This is a genomic window from Amphritea sp. (genome assembly GCF_050300915.1).
Taxonomy (GTDB): domain Bacteria; phylum Pseudomonadota; class Gammaproteobacteria; order Pseudomonadales; family Balneatricaceae; genus Amphritea.
In genome coordinates, this window is record NZ_JBNKYN010000016.1 from 37026 (window position 1) to 58529 (window position 21504).

Below are 21504 nucleotides of genomic sequence, written 5' to 3' on the forward strand. Positions count from 1 at the left end.
TTTTGTATTTATTGTATACATTATTTGTTGCGTCTCTTTCTTTGTATCTCTCTATTCTTTGCTACTCCGTTTTTCGCTTTCCAGGTTCTTAAACGGTCTGGCGATGAGTGCTGACAGCTCCTCAGTGGCAGAGCTGAAATAGTGGAGTATATTGCGTTGTTTTGGTACAAGTCGCCATTAAAATAGCTGTCGTAGCTGAGCCTGTGTTTCATAATGTGGATACAAAGCGGTGTGTTTTTTGTAGACAATGTATCTGGTCTGGATTACTTTTATAACTCGTTAGCCAATCAGTCTGGCTGATCGCTTGTGAAACTTCTGTGGCTAACATTTGCTGCGGAGACCAATAACAATAAATAGGTATGTCACAATGGCAAATCAGAGTTCTAAAATTCATCTGATCTTCGGCTTGGAAGATAAGCCGGGGGTTGCCGTATCAACCTTTGCGGCGTTGCAACATGTACTGGCAAGCTTTATTGGCATTATCACCCCGACGCTGATAGTCGGAGGTGTTCTGGGGCTGGGGAGTGAGGTGCCCTATCTGGTCAGCATGGCGTTGATCGTCTCCGGCATTGGCACCTTTATTCAGGCACGTCGCATCGGGCCGGTGGGGTCGGGCCTGCTCTGTGTGCAGGGCACCAGCTTCGCCTTCCTCAGTTCAATCCTGGCAGCGGGTTTTATCGTCAAAGGTAAAGGGGGCAGTCCGGAGGATATCCTTGCAACCATTTTCGGGGTCTGTTTTTTCGGCGCGTTTGTAGAGATATTTCTCAGCCGGTTTATCGATAAGCTGAAACGGATTATTACCCCGGTGGTGACCGGCACTATTATTACCCTGATCGGCCTGTCACTGATCAAGGTGTCGATGACCGATATCGCTGGAGGTTTCGGTGCCAAGGATCTGGGGGCGCCGGCAAATCTGGTACTGGCAGGCGTTGTGCTGATTACTATCGTTATTTTTAACCGTTTTCAGGTGCAGATGTTGCGTTTGAGCGCTGTGATAATCGGTCTGACATTTGGCTTTCTTGTTGCCTGGTCGATGGGTAAAGTAGATTTCAGCGGTTTGAATGAGGTGGCGCTGATCGCGATCCCGGTACCGTTTAAATATGGCTTCAGCTTCGATTTTGCGGCGTTTCTCCCCATCGCTATTATCTATCTGATTACCGCGCTGGAAACCACCGGAGACCTTACAGCAAACAGTATGGTGTCAAACCAGCCGGTGTCCGGGCCCGTATACGTTAAGCGTATTAAAGCCGGTGTGTTGGCGGATGGCTGTAATTCGGCGATCGCCTCATCCCTGAACAGTCTGCCGATGACTACTTTCAGCCAGAATAACGGGGTGATTCAGCTGACCGGTGTTGCCAGTCGCCATGTGGCGCTGTTTATTGCCGGTATTCTGGTGTTACTGGGATTGTTTCCGGTGATCGGCGGAGTATTGCAGCAGATGCCAAAACCGGTACTCGGTGGTGCCACTCTTATTATGTTTGGTACCGTGGCGATGGCGGGGGTTAAGATTATTGCTCAGGCGGGGCTGAATCGTCGTAACATGCTGATTACCGCGATCTCTATCGGTCTGGGGCTGGGGGTGGCATCAGTACCTGAGGTGTTGTCTGCTATGCCCGTCGCCCTGAAAAATATTATCGGTTCGCCGCTGACCATAGGTGCTCTGGCGGCCATTATCCTTAACCTCATCCTACCGCAGAATATGGATGGCGAAGAGGCTAAAGAGATAGATGCAGAGAGTGTTGAGGAAAGTGCCAGCGAGAATGTGGTAGACACTAATACGCCACAGGGGCAAAACCCCTCTCTTTGTGCAAATGTAAATGGGTAGTGACTGCCCGTCGTGTTAATGAATGAGTTGGCTTACGGAGTGAAGACATTGAAGAGTTCCCGGCGAATCTGGATTAAGAACCCTCTGGCAACACTGGACAGTGAATCTGCTGGTGGGGTGGTCATCGAGGGGCAGCTGATTGTTGAAGTGCTGGCCAGTGGCGCATCACCGGTTCAGCCTGTGGATGAGGTGTTTGACGCCCGTGAACATGTGCTGTTGCCGGGACTGATTAACAGTCATCACCACTTTTATCAGACCCTCACCCGGGCGTTTCCCCAGGCGCTGAATAAATCCCTGTTCAGCTGGCTGAAAAGCCTCTATCCCGTATGGGCTAAGCTGGGAGAGGAGATGATTGAAGTGTCGACTCAGGTGGCGCTGGCAGAGTTGTTGCTGTCCGGATGTACTACCGCCAGTGATCATCACTACCTGTTTCCCCGGGGGCTGGAGAACGCTATCGATATTCAGATGGCGCAGGCTGAAAAACTGGGTGTCAGGGTGCATCTGACCCGTGGTTCGATGAGTCTGGGGGAGGAGGATGGTGGTTTGCCGCCGCAGTCAACCGTGCAGGATGAAGAGACTATTCTGGATGACAGCGAGCGTCTGATCAGCAGATACCATCAGCCAGAGGCGGGCGCGATGAGCCGGGTTGCCCTGGCACCCTGTTCACCGTTTTCGGTCAGTGAAAGCCTGATGCGGGCCAGTGCTGAGCTGGCACAGAAATATGATGTGCGTCTGCATACCCATCTGGCGGAAACCCATGATGAAACCGCGTTCTGTATCAAAATGTTTGGTCTGCGGCCGCTGGACTATCTGGAAAAAGTCGGCTGGCTGACTGATCGGGTGTGGCTGGCTCACGGTATTCACTTTAATGATGATGAGATACGTCGTCTGGGCGCTGCGGGCACCGGTATCTGCCACTGCCCATCGTCCAATATGCTGCTGGCATCGGGCCTGTGTCCGACACTGGATCTTGAACGTGCGGGCAGTCCGGTCGGTCTGGGGGTGGATGGCTCTGCCTCCAATGATGGTTCCAATATGATTCAGGAGGTACGTCAGGCATTTTTGCTGGGCCGCCTCAAATATGATGCTGCTGAGATTACTCACCAGAAGGTGCTGTCCTGGGCAACCGAGGGTTCTGCCCGCTGCCTTGGCCGGGATGATCTGGGATCACTTAAAGTGGGGCAGCAGGCCGATATCGCCCTGTTCAAACTGGATGAGCTGCGCTTTGCCGGAGCCGGAGACCCGCTGGCGGCGCTGGTGCTCTGCGGAGCCCATCAGGCCGACCGGGTGATGGTGGCTGGCCAGTGGCGGGTGATTGATGCGGCCATTGTCGATTACGATATCGCTCAATTAATCCAGCGCCAGAAAGCGCTGGCAAGAAAACTGGCCGCCAGCTGATCAGCTACCCGGTCTGATGCTGTCCGCTGCATCATCTGTAGCGGGCATAACCCTTTACTACCCTGCGTAACCTCCCTGTCATGCTGACCAGAAATGGTCGGCAGGGATACGCATGTTTAAAAAGCCACGTTTAAAAAATCACGTTTAAAAAAGTGCGTCAGAAAAACTGAAAATATAACAATAAGGAAACCTAAGATGAAAATAGCACCAACGTTTGTCAGCGTAGTTGCCGGAACGATGCTCTCAACACTTTCTATGTCGGCTTCTGCCGAGATGTTGTGGAGCTCGTTTAGCCTCACTTATCTGAATGGCAGTGACTACGAGGTGGGCGATCCTGACCGCCAGGTGGTGACGGTTGAGCATGCCAGTGGTCATAGCTGGGGAGATAACTTCTTCTTCCTCGATCGGTTGCAATCGGCTAACGGAGACAGTGAAAACTATATGGAGTTGTCACCCCGGTTAAGTCTTTCCAGTCTGACGGGTAGTGATCTGTCGTTTGGCCCGGTGAAGGATGTGTTGCTGGCGGGCACCTGGGAGAGCGGGGAGGGGTTTGATAACTTTCTTGCCGGAGTGGGTGTCAGTCTGGATGTGCCGGGATTTCAGTACGTTAATGCCAACCTGTACCGCGCTAATAACGATAAGTCATCCAATGATACCCAGCTGACACTCACCTGGGGGCTGCCGTTTGCGCTAAGTGACGCAGAGTTCCTTTACGATGGGTTTATCGACTGGACCACCTCAGAGTCGGATAAAGCTTCTGAGATGAACTTCACTTCACAACTGAAATGGAATGCTGGCAAGCTGATCGGTACCAAAGCACCCGTATACGTGGGTGTGGAGTACGCCTACTGGACCAATAAGTTTGGTATTGATGGTGTCGACGAGCGTAACCCGGCACTGCTGCTGAAATGGCATTTCTGAAAGCTCTGAATACTGACATTGCTCAGTATTGAGGCGCTTCCTGGCGCTTAGTCATTATCCAGCCTAAGGATCTGCTGTTGCCTCTCCCCTTCGGCATGCGGCAGATCCTTAGCGATGGTCTGGCGCCCCCCTATTTTTTGTTGTTCGCGTTCGTCTGAGCGTTTATCTTTGAGAGTCTCCTTATGGTGTCCAATGATGCTTGTTCGTGGCCGGGCCTGCTGTGGCGTGGCCCTTTCCTGCGTGGCGTATTAAGCAGTTTCAGCCAGATTATGCTGCAGAATAATCGCCTCACCGGCGTGTTATTGCTCATTGCAGTGGTTGTTTACTCACCGGTGATGGCGGTCGCGGCAATCCTTGGATGCGTTGTTAATCAACTCTTTAGCCTGATGTTGTTGCGCCGGTCGAGTGGTCAGTATGCCCAGCTGGAGCAAGGGCTGTATGGTTTTAATGGTGCGCTGGTGGGTTTGGCTATGAGTTATTTATGGCCGTTGAGCGGGCCGCTGGTGTTGATGCTGACGATGATGGCGACGTTGCTGGCAACGATCATTGGTCACTGCTTAAAAGGGCTGAACTATCCCCTCTATACCTTGCCGTTTATCCTGTCGGTGTGGCTGTTCTGGCTGCTTTTCGGCTCACAGCATCTGGCTGGCTCAGGCATAGCTGATGTTTCTGCGATCACTGGCGCGTCAGCTATGGAGATAAATCTGTTTCGATCAGTTTTATCGGGTATCGGCCAGGTGATGTTTCTTAACAGCGGTGTCAGCGGAGCACTGTTGCTGGCCGGTCTGTTGATCGTCTCCAGGGTTGCTGCACTGGTCGTGGTGTTTGCTGTCATTCTGAGCCTGGTGGTGTCGATGTTGCTGGCTTTTCCTATACCGCAGATAGCGTTGGGAATTTACAGCTATAACGTTGTGTTGCTGGTCCTCGCATTGCTCAGTCGCGGTAATTTTCGACCGCTGACCGTTGTCTGCGGCGTGCTGTTGGCAGTATTGCTCACCCGTTTACTGCAACTATTTGACGTTATGCCCCTGACCGCCCCTTTTGTGTTGAGTGTCTGGGTGCTGTCCTGTCTTCCTTCAACGCCTGTAATCAAGCGCTCACTCGAAAAGGTGCCGTAAATCACAGCGATGATGGTCTAATGCAGGCGCTGAAATATACCGCTCTGTTCAAATTCTGATACAGAAATCGTCGCCCGATTGTTATGATGGCAGGCGTTATCGACAGAGTATGAAACGATGGAAAAAACATATCTCGATGCCCAGACGCTGCTGGAAGACTCTTTCCGCCTAGGGGCAAAAATTATTAATGATGGTTTCCGGCCCACCTATATTATCGCTATCTGGCGGGGAGGCACCCCCATTGGCGTCGCGGTGCAGGAGTTTCTCGCTTATTACGGCATCCAGAGCGACCATATTGCGATCCGCACCTCATCTTATAGTGATGGCATCGATGGTCGCTCTAAATCGGTGCGGATTCATGGCATGGATTATCTGATCAAGAACATCCAGGCCAGCGACAGTCTGCTGATTGTCGATGATGTCTACGATACCGGGCTGACAATCCAGGCGGTTATTGAAGAGTTGAAGCTGAAATGCCGCCTGAATACACCGGAAGATATTCGTATCGCGGTGCCTTACTTCAAGCCGACACGGAATAAAACCGGGGTCGACCCTGAATATTATCTGCATGAAACAGAGGCCTGGCTGAAGTATCCGCACTCGCTTGAAGGATTGACCGTCGACGAGATAAAACGGCACCGTCCGGAGCTGTTTAATATTATCGGTCATCTGATTCCTGACGCGGGCTGATCCGCCAATGATAGTGACAATTCCCCTGTGGGAAGGTGAGCATTATGGAAAAACATTTTATTACTGAAGAGGCGCTGATCTGTGACTCGTTCCGCTTAGGTGCACAGATCTTTGAAAGCGGTTATCGCCCCGATTTTATTGTGGGCATCTGGCGGGGCGGCAGCACCGTTGGCATCTATGTACAGGAGTGCCTGCAGTACCTGGGGGTGAAAACTGACCATATCTCCATCCGTACATCCTATCGGGGGTTGCCCGGTTATCAGTCGATGATTGAAGGCGAGGGAAATATTAAAGCCCATGGCCTGCGCTATCTGCTGGAAAACCTGAATCGTGATGACAAACTGCTGATTGTGGATGATGTTTATGGCTCGGGAAAAAGCATCGATGCGGTTATCACCCAGCTGTCCCAGCGGGCTAAACGTAATATGCCGCTGGATGTGAAAGTTGCGGTGCCCTGGTTTAAACCGGCCAACAACCGGACTCAAAGAGTCCCGGATTTCTATACTCATATCACCGATCAGTGGCTGGTGCTGCCCTATGAGATGGTGGGCTTAACCGAGGCAGAGATCTTTGCCAACAAGCCCGGTTTGCAGGCAATTATGGAGACGGTGAACATCTGACGGCGTTATTCTGCACATGATCTGTAATGAGTTTCACTTAATTGTTCAAATTCCTTTATCATATGCGCCCATTAAATTGGCTTAACAAGAGCCAGGCTCAGAGGATTTATCATGAAGTTTTCAGCATTAGATCTGGCACCTGAGATTCAGCAGGCTCTGGATGCCTGTGGTTATAGCCAGATGACTCCGGTGCAGGAGCAGGCGATTGTGCCCGCCCGCCGGGGTAAAAACCTGTTGGCGAATGCACAGACCGGCACCGGTAAGACCGCTGCATTCGCACTGCCTATTCTGCAACAGATGCATGACCGGCCGCATCCGACCGAGTCCGGTTGCCCTCGGGCACTGATTCTGACACCGACCCGCGAACTGGCAGAGCAGCTGGCTGAAACCATCAAGCGCTATGCTCAGTTTTTACCTCTTAAGGTTCTCGCGCTATACGGCGGTGCGAATATGGATGGTCAGCAGAAAAAGCTGAAAGCGGGTGTTGATATTCTGATCTCTACTCCGGGGCGGCTGTTGGAGCATGTGGTGCAGTGTAATGTCAGCCTGGCAAAAGCTGAATTTGTGGTGCTGGATGAAGCGGACCGGATGCTGGATATGGGCTTTATTGCTGATGTCAGCACATTGCTGCAGCAGGCGTCTAAAAGACGCCAGACGCTGATGTTTTCGGCCACTATCTCCCCTCGGGTAAATGAAGTTGCCAAACAGTTGATGACGCCCTACGAAACGGTTCGGGTGGCTAAGCTGAATGCTACCGCGGACACCGTCGAGCATGTGGTTTATCCAGTAGAGGAGAAGCGCAAGGCTGACCTGTTTGCAGAACTGATCGATAAACACCAGTGGTTTCAGGTGCTGGTTTTTACCAGTACCAAAGCCCAGGCGGATTCGCTGATGGTTGACCTGAAGATCGATGGCATCTCGGCGGCGATCTGTCATGGGGATAAATCGCAGGGGTCTCGCCGTCGTGCGATTGCTGATTTCAAAGCGGGTAAAATTCAGGTGCTGGTGGCGACTGAAGTGGCGGCCCGGGGGTTAGATATTCAGGGGCTCGAACTGGTAGTAAACTTCAATCTGCCCTATCTGGCGGAGGATTACGTTCACCGTATCGGCCGTACGGGTCGTGCGGGTGCTAAAGGTAAGGCGATCTCATTTGTCAGCCGGGAGGAGGAACGCTCCCTGGACGATATCGAGCGTCTGATTGGCAGCCGTATCCAGCGGATCTATATGCCGGGTTATGAAGTGGGTAGCCGAGATAATCTGCGTAAACAGCTGGGTAAAAAGATTCATCGCCCACGCACCAATAAAGCCGGGCAGACGAAGATTATTCGCAATCAGGCCGGAGCGGCGAAACCGGCGGCGAAGAGTCGTAAGAAGTAAGCGTTACCCGCCGTTGTTCGTGGCTCGAACGTCACACAGATCGTGACTTACTCGTAGCTCGCAACAGCCCTCTTTATTGTTTTGATAGTAAGTGTTTTAGTTAACCGCTTTGTAAGAAAGTTGTTGCATGGGGTGGGTGAAGGGTATGAGCAACGAGCCACTGCTGTAGTCGCTTCAGGGGCGATTAAGGATCGCATGGGTAATGTCGGCGGAGATGCGTATTCTGTAGATTACAGAATACGCTGGTCTCGGAGGCAGACGCTTATGTTATTTAATAGTGACATAAAGCATTGGTATAATTCTTTCTCTACAGCACAATTCAATCTTTCGGCGTCCATTCTATAAAGGGATTTATATATGTTAAGGGCCTTTCCGTTTTCTGCTTTACTGCTTCGGACTTTTGTTATCCTGCTATTATTGCTAAACCTGTCCGGGTGTAGTGATGATTCCGCGCCTGCTACCACCGCATCGACTGAGACCGCTGCAACAGCGAATGACTCTGTCGGGGAGGGCTCTGCTGAGAATGGCGATGCTGAGAGTAGTGCTGCTGAGAATGACTCTGTCGAGAAGGGTATTGTTGAGAACGCAGCTGCTGAGAATGGCATTGCTGAGAGTAGCTCTGCTGAGGCGGCCGCCGAGAGTCTTTCGCTGGAACCGGCAGTTGTTGCTTCGGATAGTTTAAACGATGTTGCAGATGCGCAGCCTGACACTACCGGCATCGCCGCTCCCACTGTCATTGATACGCCTGCTTCCTCCGCGGCAGACGCTGAAATTTTAGAAACCCCTCTGAGTCTTAACTGGACCGATCTTAAACAGGGGCGGCCGGTGGTTCGCGATGACACCGCCAACACTGTTTCCATCCATGCCCGTGTAAGTGGTGCTGCCGGGCTAAAAAGCACGGAGATTGCCCAGCGAATCCGCGTATCCGACAGAGCAGCTGTGGTTTCGGTGTTAATGCCTGATGTCGCAGAAGGCACCGGAGACAGGGCCTTACCCGAATTGGTAATCAGCAATATAGCCCGCCCTGACAGCTGTGGTCAGGCACTGACGGTCAGCTGGAACAGTCATGCTGGCGTTGGATCAGCGGGGCAACAGGTGTTCACAGTCCCCGGCTCTGCGGGCGATGATAACAGCCCGCTGGAGTTGCTTTCCGGTGGTATTATCGAGAACGGCGGTGGTGTGCTTGAGCTGGTGTTTAACCGCAATCTTAATAAAGATCAGGCGTTGAAACATCTGATCTCCAGTCAGTACCGTTTTACCCGCTATCAGGTGGAAGGGAATAAGCTGCGTCTGGGACTGAACAACTCTAATGCAGAGAGCTTGCAGCTGACCATTCATAAAGAGCTGCAGGACCATTGTGGTGTCGGGCTGACTGCCAGCCAGCATAAAACCTTTAGTATTGCGCCGATGAAACCAGCGGTTCGTTTTACTGGCCAGGGGATGATTCTGCCCGATGGTGCTCGGATCGAACTGCCGTTTCAGGCGGTTAGCGCCAAATCGGTAACCGTCACTGCATTTGAAGTCTTTGCCGACAATGTGGGGCAGTTTCTGCAGGAAAATCGCCTGGAAGGTGATCAGTCCCTGGAGAAGGTAGGGCGCTTTATCTGGCAAAAGTCGATCCCTCTGGATGAGGGCGGTCTGCGCAGCTGGCAGGACTACCGTCTGGATATCACCGAGTTGATGAACAAGAAAACCGGTAGTCTGATCCGCCTTACCCTGTCGCTGGATCGGGGTGACTCGCTGTTACCCTGCAGTGATGCAGAGAATGCGGTGGCCCTGCCGGAGCGAAAACTACCTGCTAATGCCGATCAGCTGCAGCATATTGATGGCGACAGCTCATGGAACTATTACAACCAGTCCTCCGGTGGTTCTAACAATCTGAGCGCCTGTAGCGACAGTTATTATGAATACACCGCCGATGTCCGCGCGGCAAAAAATCTGTTGCGCTCCAATATTGGTATCGTTGTGAAACAGGCACCCGATGCGGATATTGCGCATGTCATTATCACCAACCTGAAAACGTCTGAGCCTGTCGCTAACACCGAGGTTGAAATATTCAACTTTCAGGGGCAGTCGGTGGGCCAGGGTAAGACGGATAAACGTGGTTTTGTCGATGTCAAACTCAGCGGTAAAGCGTTTTATCTTCAGGCCGCTGCCGGGGGGCAGGTGGGTTACCTCAAATTGAATGAGGTCAGTGCGTTGACCACCAGTCAGTTTGATATCGGCGGCACCCATCTGCAAAGCAATATCGACGGTTTTATCTATGGCGAACGGGATATCTGGCGCCCCGGTGATAATATCTATCTGACCTTTATTCTGCAGGATAAGCTCAATGAGCTGCCGGATGAACATCCGGTGGTTGTTGAGCTGTTTAACCCTTCCGGACAACTGATTGAGTCGATCTACAGCAATCACCCGGTGGGTAATCTGTACACCTTTACGCTGACAACGCCGATGAATGCGCCGACTGGTAACTGGGAAGCAGTGGTTCGGGTTGGCGGACAGGATTTTCACCACCCCTTGCGGATTGAAACCGTGGTGCCTAACCGTCTGAAAGTCGAACTGGATCTGGCTGAGGATGCCCGTTTGCAAAATGGGGTTGAACAAGCGGTTGGATTGCACTCTCAATGGCTGCATGGTGCGCCTGCCAGTGGCTTGAAAGCGGATGTATCGGTGATGTTGGTGCCGGTGAAAACTCAGTTTGCCGGTAAGTTCCCGGAATACACCTTTGATGATCCGGCCCGGGACTACCGGGCCAGTAAAATAAACCTGTTTGAAGGGACCCTGGATAAGCAGGGCGATACCGCGTTTGGTCTGCTGATTGACAGTAAAACCCCTCCGCCGGGGATGCTCAAAGCGCTCTTTACCAACCGGGTGTTCGAAGAGAGCGGACAGTTCAGCAGCAACAGTTTCTCCCGGCCGTTTGATTATTATGATCGTTATCTTGGGCTGCAGCTACCGAAAGGGGATGCTGCCCGGGGGATGCTGCTGACCGATGAGGATCATAAAACCCGTCTGGTGGTGCTGGATAAAGCTGGTCAGCCGGTGAGCAATACCAATCTGGAGATCAGCGTTTATAAGCTTGAGTGGAAGTGGTGGTATGAGAAGAGCACTGAATCTCTGGCGCGTTACACCGACGCTCAGCACAGCAGAGTGATTGCCAGTGGTGAGGCGGTCACCGATGAGAATGGTATGGCGGAATGGCCGTTGCGGGTCAATTATCCCGAATGGGGGCGCTATCTGGTGCGTGCCTGTATCGCCGGAGAAGAGACTCATTGCAGCGGTAAAGTGGTTTATATCGACTGGCCCGGCTGGGCGGGACGCCAGCAGGAGTCCCAGGGCGATAATGTAGACCGTCTGACACTGTTCAGCGATAAGGGGACCTATCAGGTTGGGGAAACCGCAACAGTGACGCTGCCGGAACTGAAAGAGGGCCGGGCGCTGGTGACCGTTGAGTCCGCTACCCGGGTGTTGCAACAGTTCTGGGTTGAGCAGGATGCACAGAAAAAAAGGCTGAAACAGCAGATTGAGATCGCGATCACCCCTGAGATGGCCCCGAATATCTATCTTAGCGTAACCTATCTGCAGCCCCACGCCAGCCGTGAAAATGACCGGCCGATGCGCTTGATGGGGATTATCCCGCTGCAGGTTGAAGATCCGCAGAAACATCTCCATCCGCAGATTTCGACGGTAGAGCAGGTTAACTCCCGCGCCAGCTTCGATATTCAGGTCTCTGAATCCGAGGGCCGTCCAATGGCCTATACGCTGGCACTGGTGGATGAAGGGTTGCTGGGGCTGACCAACTACAGCGCGCCAGACCCGTTTAAGTACTTTTATCAGCGCCAGGCGTTGCAGGTGAAAACCTGGGATCTCTATAAAGATGTCGTCGGTGCTTACAGTGGTGAGCTGCACGGCCTGTTGCCGGTGGGCGGCAGTGATGCTCAGTCCGATGATGAAAAAGGCAAGAAGAACCGTCGCTTTCCCCCGTTGGTGCAGTTTATTGGCAGCTTTAAATTGGCTGCCGGTGAGAAGCGGAGTCACCCTGTAACCCTGCCGATGTATCTCGGGGCGGTGCGGGTGATGCTGGTGGCCGAAGATGGCAGTGCGTACGGAAAGGCGGAGCAGGAAGTGGTGGTACGGGATGATATCTCGGTATTTCCAACCCTGCCACGGGTGATGCGTACTAACGAGCAGGCCCAGGTGCCGGTAGAGCTGTTTAACAACACCGCTGAACCTGCCCCTGTGCAGATTAGTTTACAGGTGGATGACACCCGGGTGCAGGTTGCGCAAACAACGCAGCAACTGACTTTGCCGCCATACTCTTCCGCCATGGCCAGTTTTGCGATTCAGACCGGGAATATAACTGGCAAAGTGGAATTTACCATCGAGCTGGCGTCCGCTGATGCCCAGAACAGCCAGACGGTTTATCTGGATATCAATGCCCCGAATGAACGGACGACGCGGACAACCTCCTATCTTGTGGCGGGAGAGTCCTCCGAGAACCTCCAGCTGGAGCCTTTCGGAATTACTGGCAGCAACCAGGCATCGCTGGCGCTGAGTCTGTTTAAACCGGTCAGCCTGAAATCACGTATGGATTATCTGGTGCGCTATCCGCACGGCTGTATTGAACAGACTACCTCGTCAGTTTTCCCGCAGCTCTATCTGGATCAGCTGAGTCAGCTGGACACGAAAAAACAGGCGCAGATCCAACATAATATTTCTGCGGGAATCAACCGGCTGCAGTCATTCCAAACGCTGGATGGTGGTTTTGCTTACTGGCCGGGTCAGGCGCAGAGTAATGCCTGGGGCACAAACTACGCCGGTCACTTTCTGTTATTGGCGCGGCAGGCCGGTTATGAAGTGCCGGAGAGTCTGATGCAGCAGTGGCTCTCCTATCAGTATCTGCAGTCCAACTTTGCGGTTGATAGCAGCGATTCAGAAAAGGTGAAAGCCCAGGCTTACCGGCTGTTTACCCTGAGCCTGTATGGCAAACCGAACTGGTCGGCGATGTACCGGCTGAAAGCGTTGCAGGTGGATGACAGCGCCAGTGTGGCATTGCTGTCACTGGCCTACCTTTATGCCGGTCAGGATGATGTTGCCCGGTCGCTGATATCTGGTGGTCTGACAGCGGTTGATCAGTACGATACCAACTCCTCCAGCTTTGGCTCAGTGCTGCGGGATAACGCTCTGTTCCTGATGCTCTATGCCAAACTGGCCGATCCGGTGAGCGCTACTGAACTGGCAGAAAGTATTGCCGGGCAGCTGGCGGAGGACCGCTGGCACAGTACCCAGTCCACCGCCTTTGCGCTGGTGGCGTTAGCCCGTTATCAACAGGCTCAGCAGTCCATCGGTGGTTCCGATAATGGCAACTCAGAGGTGGTTGTTATGCAGCAGGGCAGTCAGCAGACTCTGGAGGTGACTCCGCAGGTGAGTGAGGTGGATCTGTTAAGTGACGATACTGCAACAGCGGTTAACGTCAGTAATGCCGGGGTTCAGCCGGTGTGGTTAACGTTGACGCAGAGTGGTGTCGCCGAGCCGGGTTCTGAGCTTGAATATGCCCAGGGACTGGCCCTTGAGGTGAGTTATGCAAACAGCGAAGGCAAAACGGTTGCTGTTGATCGTTTACCTCAGGGCGCTAATATCACCGCTCAGATTCGGCTGAGTAATATCACTCAGCATGAGATCAGTAATATAGCGCTGAATTTTTGGGCTGCCAGTGGCTGGCAGATCGACAATGAGCGCGAGGTCTGCTCTGAGGCGGCTTGTCAGCTGGATTATGTGGATATCCGGGATGATCGGGTGAGCGCCTATATGGGGCTTAAAGCTGGCGAAGCGAAGACGCTGTCAATACCGATGAATGCTTCGTTTGTCGGTCATTTCTATCTACCGGCGGCGTCCGCTTATGCAATGTACAACGATAATCTGAAAGCCCAGGTGAAAGGTCAGAGTGTTGCGGTTATCGCGGCTGATAAATAGACGCTGGATCTTAGCGGTTGCGGTACTGGTAACGGTTTTCGGCCTGTCTCTATGGTGGCCGTTACCCGATCCGCTGTTCAGCAAGCCGCTGTCTCGTTTATTGCTGGATCAGAACGGCCAGTTGCTCAGTGCCCGGATCGCGACGGATCAACAGTGGCGGTTTCAGGCGGTATCGGCGCTGCCAGAGGCCTACACGACCTCGTTGATTCAGTATGAAGATAAGCGCTTTATGTCTCACCCGGGGGTTGATCCTCTGGCGATTGTACGGGCGTTTTACCTTAACCTGACCGCCGGGCGAATTGTCAGTGGTGGCAGCACGATTACGATGCAACTGGCGCGGATAGTGGATGGCAATCGTGCCCGTACCTGGTGGCAGAAATTACAGGAGCTGCACCTGGCACTGCGTCTGGAGATGCAGCTGTCAAAGCGGGAGATTCTTGCTCTGTATGCGGCGAATGCGCCGATGGGTGGGAATACGGTGGGCATTGAAGCAGCGGCCTGGCGTTATTTTGGTCGCCGTTTAAACGAGCTTAGCTGGGCAGAGTCTGCGCTGTTAGCGGTGCTGCCCAACAGCCCTTCGGTGATGCATCTCTCCCGTAGCCGGGAACAGCTGCGTCATAAACGGGATTTTCTGCTGCATAAATTATGGCAGAACGGTGTTCTGAATGAGCAGGACTACCGGCTGTCACTGTTGGAACCGATCCCCGATAGACCAAAACCGTGGCCAGCCCTGGCCGGACATCTGCTTGACCGGCTGAGCCAGGAATATCCCGATCAGGCGGTGTTTCACACAGAGATTGACCGTCGTCTGACCGAGAAAATTGAGTTTATACTGCAACAGCATAGTCAGCGACTCGGTGCGCTTGGGATTAATAATCTGGCGCTAATCGTGGTGGATAATGCCACCCTGCAGGTGAAGGCCTATTTTGGTAATACCCCCTTCAGTCAGCGGCCAGAGTTTGCGCCCTATGTGGATATCGCCAGTCAGCCGCGCTCTTCCGGCAGCACCTTGAAACCCTTTCTGTATGCCTCAATGCTGGACAGCGGTGATATTACCCCATTGATGCTGATTCCTGATATTCCAACCGCCTATGGCAGCTATCAGCCGACTAACTACGATGAATCTTACCGGGGGGCCGTTTCTGCACGTAAAGCGCTGACCGCTTCGCTAAATATTCCCTCAGTGCGGATGCTGGATCAGTACAGCTATCAGGCATTCTATGAGCAGTTAAAACAGATGGGTTTCAGCCATCTGTTCCGCACGCCAGAAGAGTATGGCCTCTCTCTGATTCTGGGGGGCGCAGAGGTAAGTCTGGTCGATTTGACGGCGGCCTATGCTAATCTGAGCCGCCAGGCGCAGAGTGCCCAATCGATTGTCCAACAGTCTTTAAAGTATGGTCAGGCTGTGCCGGCGGACGGAGGACAGTTGCCTCTCAGTCAGGGAGCCGCCTGGCTGACGCTGGAGGCTCTGTCTGATGTAACGCGTCCGGGTTTACACAAGATGCATCGATTGTTTGCCGGGTCTGCCAAAGTTGCCTGGAAAACCGGTACCAGTTATGGCTTACGGGATGGCTGGGCTATCGGCACTACCCGGGATGTGACTGTCGGGGTCTGGACTGGCAATGCCAACGGCGAGGGGCGGCCACTGCTGACCGGCACGAGTGCTGCGGCGCCGCTACTGTTTGATACACTCAATATTATCGCTGCGGGGGGCTGGCCGGAGACGCCCGATGCTGCGCTTAGGTCGATACAGGTGTGTCGGGATAATGGCTTCCTGCCTAAGTTCGATTGTCCCAGGCAGACACTGTTGATTCCGCTTGCGGCACGCTTTGAAAAGGTCAGCCCTCATCATTTTCAGGTCGCGGTGGATCGGGTCTCAGGGTTGCGTACCAGTCGGGATTGCGATGCTGCGGGTGAGGTTATCAGCAAGACCTTTTTTCAGTTGCCGCCTTCACAGGCTGTCTACTATCGCATTTCACACCCGGATTATACGCCGGTACCTGACTTTGATCCGGTCTGTTTACCGGATCGTCGGGTGTTAAAAGGAGATTTTGAGATCACCTATCCCGGAGCGGGACAGCTGATCAGTTTGCCGAAATATCTGAATGGACAGCGGGGCGAAGTGGTATTGCGGGCCAGTGCAAAGAAAGATGCCGCCAGACTGTACTGGCACCTGGATAAGCACTATCTGGGCACTACCCGGACGTTTCATGAACTGGCGGTGACATTAGCTGAAGGTGAGCACCGGTTGCGTCTGGTCGATGAGCAGGGTGTATGGCAGCAGGTAACGTTTTCCGTAGTCAGATAACCCTATTATGATCACTGTTGGTGCGTCATATGGGGCATCAGCAGCGATCATCAGATTTTTGTATTTAAAATGTTGATCAATGAGGAGTGATGGTATACAACTAAGGTATAACTAAGGGCCAGCTATATGCTGGTTTTTGTCTCTCATAGCGATACCTCTGAGGGGCAGCATAATAATAAAGCAACCGAAAGTGTTGCAGGAGCAGGCGCATATGATTTCTATTTTGAAGGATCAGAATGATTTTTTTGCTTTTCTTCAAGGGTCTGGTGTTCCACTGAAACACAGTTGGACGCCCCAGCAATGTAGTCAGGCAGCACTTGCCTGGCTTGTCGATCAGAACGATGTTATCCGTACCCAGTTTGCCGTTGCCGTTACCGAGTTGCAGGATAATGCACAGGTGATGCAGCCGGAAATTAAAGAGGCGCTGTCTATTTTGGTGGATAGTTGAATCGCTCTCCGGTTGTCGGTGATATCGCCGGTAACCGCAGTGGGAAAACACTTTTCTGACTACAGAAACGCCGTGTCAGAGTGTCATCTCAGGTTTAAGTTCATAGTCACACAACTTCTGGATAATCGGTTGTAACTGAGGGTAACGTTCAGACTCTTTCACATAGACGGCATAAACTGTGCGTTTTACCGGTTTTATATTGCTAACCCGGTGCAGTTTTCCTGACTCCAGATAGGGGCCGGCTAACACCAGCGGCAGGAACGCCGAGCCCCCATGGCTGAGTACAAATTCCAGGGCGATCTGGCTCTGTTCGGTATGCAGAATCGGTGTCAGTGGTCTTTTGAAGAGTTTATTGATTCGCAGATTGAAAGCCATTCCCCAGTCAACAAAGATGAACTCATGATCCTGAACCTGATCCGATGTCAGCTTCGGATGACTGCTGACCAGCACCAGTTCAATCTGGCCAATCTCTTGCTGGCTCAGCTCTTTTAAACTCGGAGGGTCGAGTAGGATGGCAAGATCCAGAGTGCCGGTGAGGAGCGAGCGGGTGAGCTCCAGATGATTATTGATCTCGGTTCGGATCGCCATATTGGGAAAGCTTTCAGCCAGCTTTGGCAGCGTGGATTGCAGAAAGGTTCCCCATAGATTGGTTATTCCTCCTAATACCAGCTGTAGATCCTGTTCTACGGAGATCGCTACATCCTGCAGTGCCATTTGCCAGTTTTTAATGATGTTTTCCGCATGGGGTATCAGCCGTTCACCCGCGGTTGTCAGCAGAATATTATTGCGCTGTCGGGTAAACAGCGGAACGCCAACCAGCTCCTCCAGATGCCTGATCCGAAAGCTCACCGCCGACTGTGTCAGGTAGAGATTCTGAGCCGCCTTACCAAAATGACGGGTACGGGTGACTTCGATAAAAGTGCGTAGTAGTCCGATTTCCATAGTGTGAAACAAAAGCTCAGTTTGTACGTTCGGTTAGTCAGTTCGATTAGTTTTTTTAATCGAAATAATAAAAAAGGATCATTTTACAGGTTTTGAAACTGTGATAATAATCCAATTGTACTTTAAACAGTATGTTAAAGAACTGATCAAATATTTTTATGGTCAGACGCCGTGTTGCTGCATGCTTAGTTTCAGGCGTTCGGTCAGGTGAAACGCATCATTGTGCGTAACATCATAAAAGCCCTTGAGGTATTAAAGAGAAGCATTATGAGTAACAGGAATCGTGTCAATAACTATTCAGATGACCAGGATGACTGGGATGAAGAGTTCGATAGTTATAAAGGCAGCAAGCGTCGTGCGCGCCCGATCCGAGCAGTAGATTTTGACTCTGACTATTATGGGGACGAGGCAGATGACGATCTGCCTGAAGAACTGGGTCGTAAGTCACATAGTCGTCGCAGAGATATTGAAGACCGTCTTGAACGGCAGCGTTTAAAGCGTGATATCTTCGGAGATATGGATCGGGCTTAACCGGTCGCATACTCAACTAAAGCAGGCATCCGCCTGCTTTTTTTTTTGATCTGGGACGCTTTTATCCGCATTGTTTGTCAATTATAGGATTTTTTCTTATATACCCGTTTGCTCAGATTTCTGAAAATAGCCTCAGAGTAGTTAGATCAATATGGACGTTGCAAGATTCTGACGACTAGCAGTTACTGATTAAGAATAAGGAGCGCTGAATGTATACGGGAACAGTAAAGTGGTTTAACAATGCGAAGGGGTTTGGCTTTATCGTCTCTCCCGACTTTGAAGAGGATCTGTTTGTGCACTATTCGGCCATTATTTCTGAAGGCTATAAGAGCCTGAAAACCGGTCAGTCCGTCCGGTTTGAGGCCTCACCAAAAGAGGTAGGAATACATGCAGTCAATATCACGCCGATTGCTGCCAGCTGATCAATATCTAACGCCTTATCTATATGTGCAGCCTGCCTGGTTGCACATTTCTCCGTTTTAACCGATATCCTTTAGCTGGTGGTTTTCTGAAGGCTCTGGCAGCGCTGCTGTGGTAACGGAGCGTCTGCTGCACCAACTAACCCATCCACCTTTCCTATGCTGGTTGTCCCTGTTCGGGAGTGCCGAGAGCCTCTTGTTGATATCGATGCGCAAGATGAGTTGCAGTGCCCGCAGAGAGTCCTGAACCTATAGTGTTTACACCGCTGTTTGTGGGGCATGCCTCTGCATCTGTAGAGGCCTATTGCCGCCTTGAACTCCTCCATATAAACCGAGGCAGCAGTGGATCTGCTTCGGATCTTTGTCTGACTCATGCCGCAGAAATCAGTGAGGTAACGATCAGAAATCGTTGTTTGCTGGGAGAGGTTCTCGGTAGGGCAGGCTTTGTTAACTGCCGTTAGGAGTGGTGGCGTTTCTCATCGGGTGATCGCCTCTGGGCTTATCTGAGTGGTCACCATCCTGCTATTTAGAGTGGCGGTTTCACCGTTCAGTGACTTTTTTTACCAGAATATTGTTCGTATTTCGCAGTGTTCGGGCCATCTCCCGGGCAAGGTTCATCATCAGAATACCGAACTCAAGCGGGTGGCTAAGGTGAAAGTCGTGGTACACCGCTGAGCTGATCTCCAGTGTAGTGCTTGCTTCACACGCTGAGGCTCTTCCCACCCGGTCATGCAGTGCAATCATGCTGACAAAGCCGATCTGTTCACCGGCTTTGTGCTTGCGGATATAAGCATAGTGACCTTCATGATATTTATAGTAATCGACTGAACCCGCCAGAATGACATGAAAACTGTTGCCGGGCAGGCCCGGGCTGAACAGTTCCTCGCCCGGCTTAAACTCCCGGATGACCCCATTTTTTAGTAGCCAGAGAATTGCAGGCTCAGGCAACGCGCCAAATACCGATGCATCGGTAAAAGCACTTAGTGGATGATTCTCTAACAACTGCTGGCTGGTGATTATGTTCATCGACTGATCCCCGATATCGCCTAATTCACAGTGTAGTACGGCTGGCGCCGTTTTCAGATCTTTTTAACGGTTGGCATCAATAGCGAAACCCCTGAATAGAAAACAGCTGTCTATCGCCGCCGCAGTCTATACTCTGAGTATCATTGATACATTCTTGGCTTAAGTTGAGGAAATTAAGTTTCATTAATAAGCTCTATTAAACTCGTTTATATAATAGTAATGAGGATGGTTAACGGATTTATGATCTGAAAGTGATACATAAAAGTTGTCAATTGATTATAATTATGTAATATTAAATCGAGACGGTAATAACTGTTGTGACACAGCGGGGATTTTTCATCTGCTTGCTGTACAGACGGGTATATCCAGAAAAAAATAAATGAGGATAAAACATGACCGATGCCTATATCTGCGACGCTATCCGTACGCCTTTTGGACGTTACGGTGGTGGACTTTCCGCTGTTCGGGCCGACGATCTGGGTGCGGTGCCTATAAAGGCGCTGATGGATCGTAACCCACAGGTGGACTGGACCCAGGTAGATGACATTATCTACGGCAACGCCAACCAGGCCGGTGAGGATAACCGTAACGTTGCGCGTATGTCGGCACTGCTTGCCGGGATGCCGACGGATGTGCCTGGCACTACCATCAACCGCTTGTGTGGCTCAGGTATGGACGCTATCGGTATGGCGGCGCGTGCAATTAAAGCGGGAGAGACTGAGCTGATGATTGCCGGTGGCTGTGAATCGATGTCCCGCGCACCCTTTGTGATGGGTAAAGCGGAGACTGCTTTCAGCCGCACGCCTAATGGTCTGTATGACACCACCATCGGCTGGCGCTTTATCAATAAGAAGATGAAGGCGGAATATGGTGTGGATAGCATGCCCGAAACTGCGGAGAACGTCGCCGAAGAGTTCAATATCTCCCGTGAAGATCAGGATCTGTTTGCCCTGCGCAGTCAGCAGAAAACGGCGGCGGCCATGGCTAACGGGTTGTTTAACGAAGAGATCGTACCGGTAGTGATTCCGCAGCGTAAAGGCGAACCATTGGTGGTTGATACCGATGAACATCCCCGGGCGTCAACAACATTGGCTGATCTGTCTAAACTGAAAGCACCGTTTCGCGAAGGTGGTTCTGTGACAGCGGGCAACGCCTCCGGAGTAAATGATGGTGCCTGTGCGCTGCTGATCGCTTCCAAAGCGGCAGCTGATAAGTACGGTCTGACGCCAAAAGCACGGGTTGTCGGTATGGCAACGGCGGGCCTTGCCCCCCGTATTATGGGCTTTGGCCCATCGCCTGCGACAAAAAAAGTGCTGGCAAAAACCGGACTGACGCTGGAACAGATGGATGTTATTGAGCTGAATGAAGCATTTGCATCGCAGGGGCTGGCGGTGATGCGTGATCTGGGACTGGCGGATGATGCTGCCCATGTCAACCCGAACGGTGGCGCTATATCGCTGGGACACCCTTTGGGCGCCAGCGGAGCCCGTCTGGTGACAACTGCAATGTACCAGTTGCACCGCACCGGTGGCCGCTATGCGCTCTGCACCATGTGTATCGGTGTGGGGCAGGGTATCGCGATGATCATTGAGCGGGTGTAATTCTGAGTGACACGTGAATCAGCCCAACGCAGGACCGAATGCCTGCGGGCTGGTTTTTAAATGTTCTGAATACTGCAATATAAAAAGACAGGACGAGCAAAGTTATGAAATATGATAAGCATCCCCGTCGGGCGCTTGATCCCATTGAAACTGCCAGCATTGATGAGCTGCGTGCTCTGCAGTTGGTGCGCATGCAGTGGAGTATTGCGCACGCGTACAACAATGTTCCGGCGTATAAAAAATTATGCGATGAGGCTGGTGTTCATCCGTTCGAGTTGAAACAGCTGGACGATCTGCAGCGTTT

15 protein-coding genes and 1 pseudogene are annotated in these 21504 nt (G+C 52.0%); 14 read left to right on the top strand and 2 right to left on the bottom strand.

Annotated features, from left to right (window positions below):
* Positions 1–367: 367 nt before the first annotated feature.
* From ACQY8X_RS06395 to ACQY8X_RS06440, 10 genes are all read left to right on the top strand, one after another.
* A complete protein-coding gene (locus ACQY8X_RS06395) occupies positions 368–1825 on the top strand; it encodes a nucleobase:cation symporter-2 family protein (protein ID WP_428034315.1) in 1458 nt (485 codons plus the stop codon).
* A gap of 18 nt (positions 1826–1843) precedes the next feature.
* The gene (locus ACQY8X_RS06400; protein WP_428034316.1) at positions 1844–3223 is read left to right on the top strand and encodes an 8-oxoguanine deaminase; all 1380 of its coding nucleotides are present in this window, start codon (positions 1844–1846) and stop codon (positions 3221–3223) included.
* Between the two features lie 195 nt (positions 3224–3418).
* On the top strand, positions 3419–4144 hold the full coding sequence (locus tag ACQY8X_RS06405; RefSeq protein WP_428034317.1) for a DUF5020 family protein: 726 nt from the start codon (positions 3419–3421) through the stop codon (positions 4142–4144).
* Between the two features lie 182 nt (positions 4145–4326).
* Positions 4327–5262 (top strand): urea transporter, encoded by a 936-nt coding sequence (locus tag ACQY8X_RS06410; protein ID WP_428034318.1) that lies wholly within the window; start codon positions 4327–4329, stop codon positions 5260–5262.
* A 117-nt stretch (positions 5263–5379) separates the two neighbouring features.
* On the top strand, positions 5380–5952 hold the full coding sequence (locus tag ACQY8X_RS06415) for a phosphoribosyltransferase (protein ID WP_428034319.1): 573 nt from the start codon (positions 5380–5382) through the stop codon (positions 5950–5952).
* 44 nt (positions 5953–5996) lie between these two features.
* Positions 5997–6572 carry a phosphoribosyltransferase gene (locus ACQY8X_RS06420; RefSeq protein WP_428034320.1) on the top strand — a complete coding sequence of 192 codons (576 nt, stop codon included), beginning with the start codon at positions 5997–5999 and terminating at the stop codon, positions 6570–6572.
* A 111-nt stretch (positions 6573–6683) separates the two neighbouring features.
* Complete coding sequence (locus ACQY8X_RS06425) at positions 6684–7949, top strand: DEAD/DEAH box helicase (protein ID WP_428034321.1); 1266 nt, start codon at positions 6684–6686, stop codon at positions 7947–7949.
* A 357-nt stretch (positions 7950–8306) separates the two neighbouring features.
* Positions 8307–13925: an alpha-2-macroglobulin family protein gene (locus ACQY8X_RS06430; RefSeq protein ID WP_428034322.1), complete on the top strand. Its 5619-nt coding sequence runs from the start codon at positions 8307–8309 to the stop codon at positions 13923–13925.
* Positions 13897–16233 carry a penicillin-binding protein 1C gene (gene pbpC, locus ACQY8X_RS06435; protein WP_428034323.1) on the top strand — a complete coding sequence of 779 codons (2337 nt, stop codon included), beginning with the start codon at positions 13897–13899 and terminating at the stop codon, positions 16231–16233. Before ACQY8X_RS06430 ends, pbpC begins: the two co-directional genes overlap by 29 nt.
* A 211-nt stretch (positions 16234–16444) precedes the next feature.
* Entirely contained in the window at positions 16445–16681 is a 237-nt protein-coding gene (locus tag ACQY8X_RS06440; RefSeq protein ID WP_428034324.1) for a hypothetical protein, read from the top strand.
* A gap of 75 nt (positions 16682–16756) precedes the next feature.
* Here ACQY8X_RS06440 and ACQY8X_RS06445 read toward each other — a convergent pair whose 3' ends face one another.
* Positions 16757–17623 carry a LysR substrate-binding domain-containing protein gene (locus tag ACQY8X_RS06445; RefSeq protein WP_428034325.1) on the bottom strand — a complete coding sequence of 289 codons (867 nt, stop codon included), beginning with the start codon at positions 17621–17623 and terminating at the stop codon, positions 16757–16759.
* A 267-nt stretch (positions 17624–17890) separates the two neighbouring features.
* Between ACQY8X_RS06445 and ACQY8X_RS06450 the strand changes: the two genes are divergently transcribed.
* Positions 17891–18154: a hypothetical protein gene (locus ACQY8X_RS06450; RefSeq protein WP_428034326.1), complete on the top strand. Its 264-nt coding sequence runs from the start codon at positions 17891–17893 to the stop codon at positions 18152–18154.
* Between the two features lie 209 nt (positions 18155–18363).
* The gene (locus ACQY8X_RS06455; protein ID WP_428034327.1) at positions 18364–18576 is read left to right on the top strand and encodes a cold-shock protein; all 213 of its coding nucleotides are present in this window, start codon (positions 18364–18366) and stop codon (positions 18574–18576) included.
* Positions 18577–19113: 537 nt separating this feature from the next.
* On the opposite strand, the gene ACQY8X_RS06460 is transcribed toward ACQY8X_RS06455, so the two are convergent.
* Positions 19114–19599, bottom strand: a complete 486-nt coding sequence (locus ACQY8X_RS06460) for a Crp/Fnr family transcriptional regulator (protein ID WP_428034328.1) — start codon at positions 19597–19599, stop codon at positions 19114–19116.
* 392 nt (positions 19600–19991) lie between these two features.
* Here ACQY8X_RS06460 and pcaF point away from each other — a divergent pair, with 392 nt between their 5' ends.
* Positions 19992–21200 (top strand): 3-oxoadipyl-CoA thiolase, encoded by a 1209-nt coding sequence (gene pcaF / locus ACQY8X_RS06465; RefSeq protein ID WP_428034329.1) that lies wholly within the window; start codon positions 19992–19994, stop codon positions 21198–21200.
* Positions 21201–21304: 104 nt separating this feature from the next.
* Positions 21305–21504: pseudogene (locus ACQY8X_RS06470) on the top strand (hypothetical protein); the annotation flags it as partial.

What these genes read in the sequence shown, in the direction of transcription:
- ACQY8X_RS06410 (WP_428034318.1), top strand. Translation starts at nt 4,327, where the DNA reads ATGGTGTCCAATGATGCTTGTTCGTGGCCGGGCCTGCTGTGGCGTGGC.
- ACQY8X_RS06415 (WP_428034319.1), top strand. Translation starts at nt 5,380, where the DNA reads ATGGAAAAAACATATCTCGATGCCCAGACGCTGCTGGAAGACTCTTTC.
- ACQY8X_RS06405 (WP_428034317.1), top strand. Translation starts at nt 3,419, where the DNA reads ATGAAAATAGCACCAACGTTTGTCAGCGTAGTTGCCGGAACGATGCTC.
- ACQY8X_RS06400 (WP_428034316.1), top strand. Translation starts at nt 1,844, where the DNA reads ATGAATGAGTTGGCTTACGGAGTGAAGACATTGAAGAGTTCCCGGCGA.
- ACQY8X_RS06420 (WP_428034320.1), top strand. Translation starts at nt 5,997, where the DNA reads ATGGAAAAACATTTTATTACTGAAGAGGCGCTGATCTGTGACTCGTTC.
- ACQY8X_RS06460 (WP_428034328.1), bottom strand. Translation starts at nt 19,599, where the DNA reads ATGAACATAATCACCAGCCAGCAGTTGTTAGAGAATCATCCACTAAGT.
- ACQY8X_RS06430 (WP_428034322.1), top strand. Translation starts at nt 8,307, where the DNA reads ATGTTAAGGGCCTTTCCGTTTTCTGCTTTACTGCTTCGGACTTTTGTT.
- ACQY8X_RS06395 (WP_428034315.1), top strand. Translation starts at nt 368, where the DNA reads ATGGCAAATCAGAGTTCTAAAATTCATCTGATCTTCGGCTTGGAAGAT.
- pcaF (WP_428034329.1), top strand. Translation starts at nt 19,992, where the DNA reads ATGACCGATGCCTATATCTGCGACGCTATCCGTACGCCTTTTGGACGT.
- ACQY8X_RS06425 (WP_428034321.1), top strand. Translation starts at nt 6,684, where the DNA reads ATGAAGTTTTCAGCATTAGATCTGGCACCTGAGATTCAGCAGGCTCTG.
- ACQY8X_RS06450 (WP_428034326.1), top strand. Translation starts at nt 17,891, where the DNA reads ATGAGTAACAGGAATCGTGTCAATAACTATTCAGATGACCAGGATGAC.
- ACQY8X_RS06455 (WP_428034327.1), top strand. Translation starts at nt 18,364, where the DNA reads ATGTATACGGGAACAGTAAAGTGGTTTAACAATGCGAAGGGGTTTGGC.
- ACQY8X_RS06445 (WP_428034325.1), bottom strand. Translation starts at nt 17,623, where the DNA reads ATGGAAATCGGACTACTACGCACTTTTATCGAAGTCACCCGTACCCGT.
- ACQY8X_RS06440 (WP_428034324.1), top strand. Translation starts at nt 16,445, where the DNA reads ATGATTTCTATTTTGAAGGATCAGAATGATTTTTTTGCTTTTCTTCAA.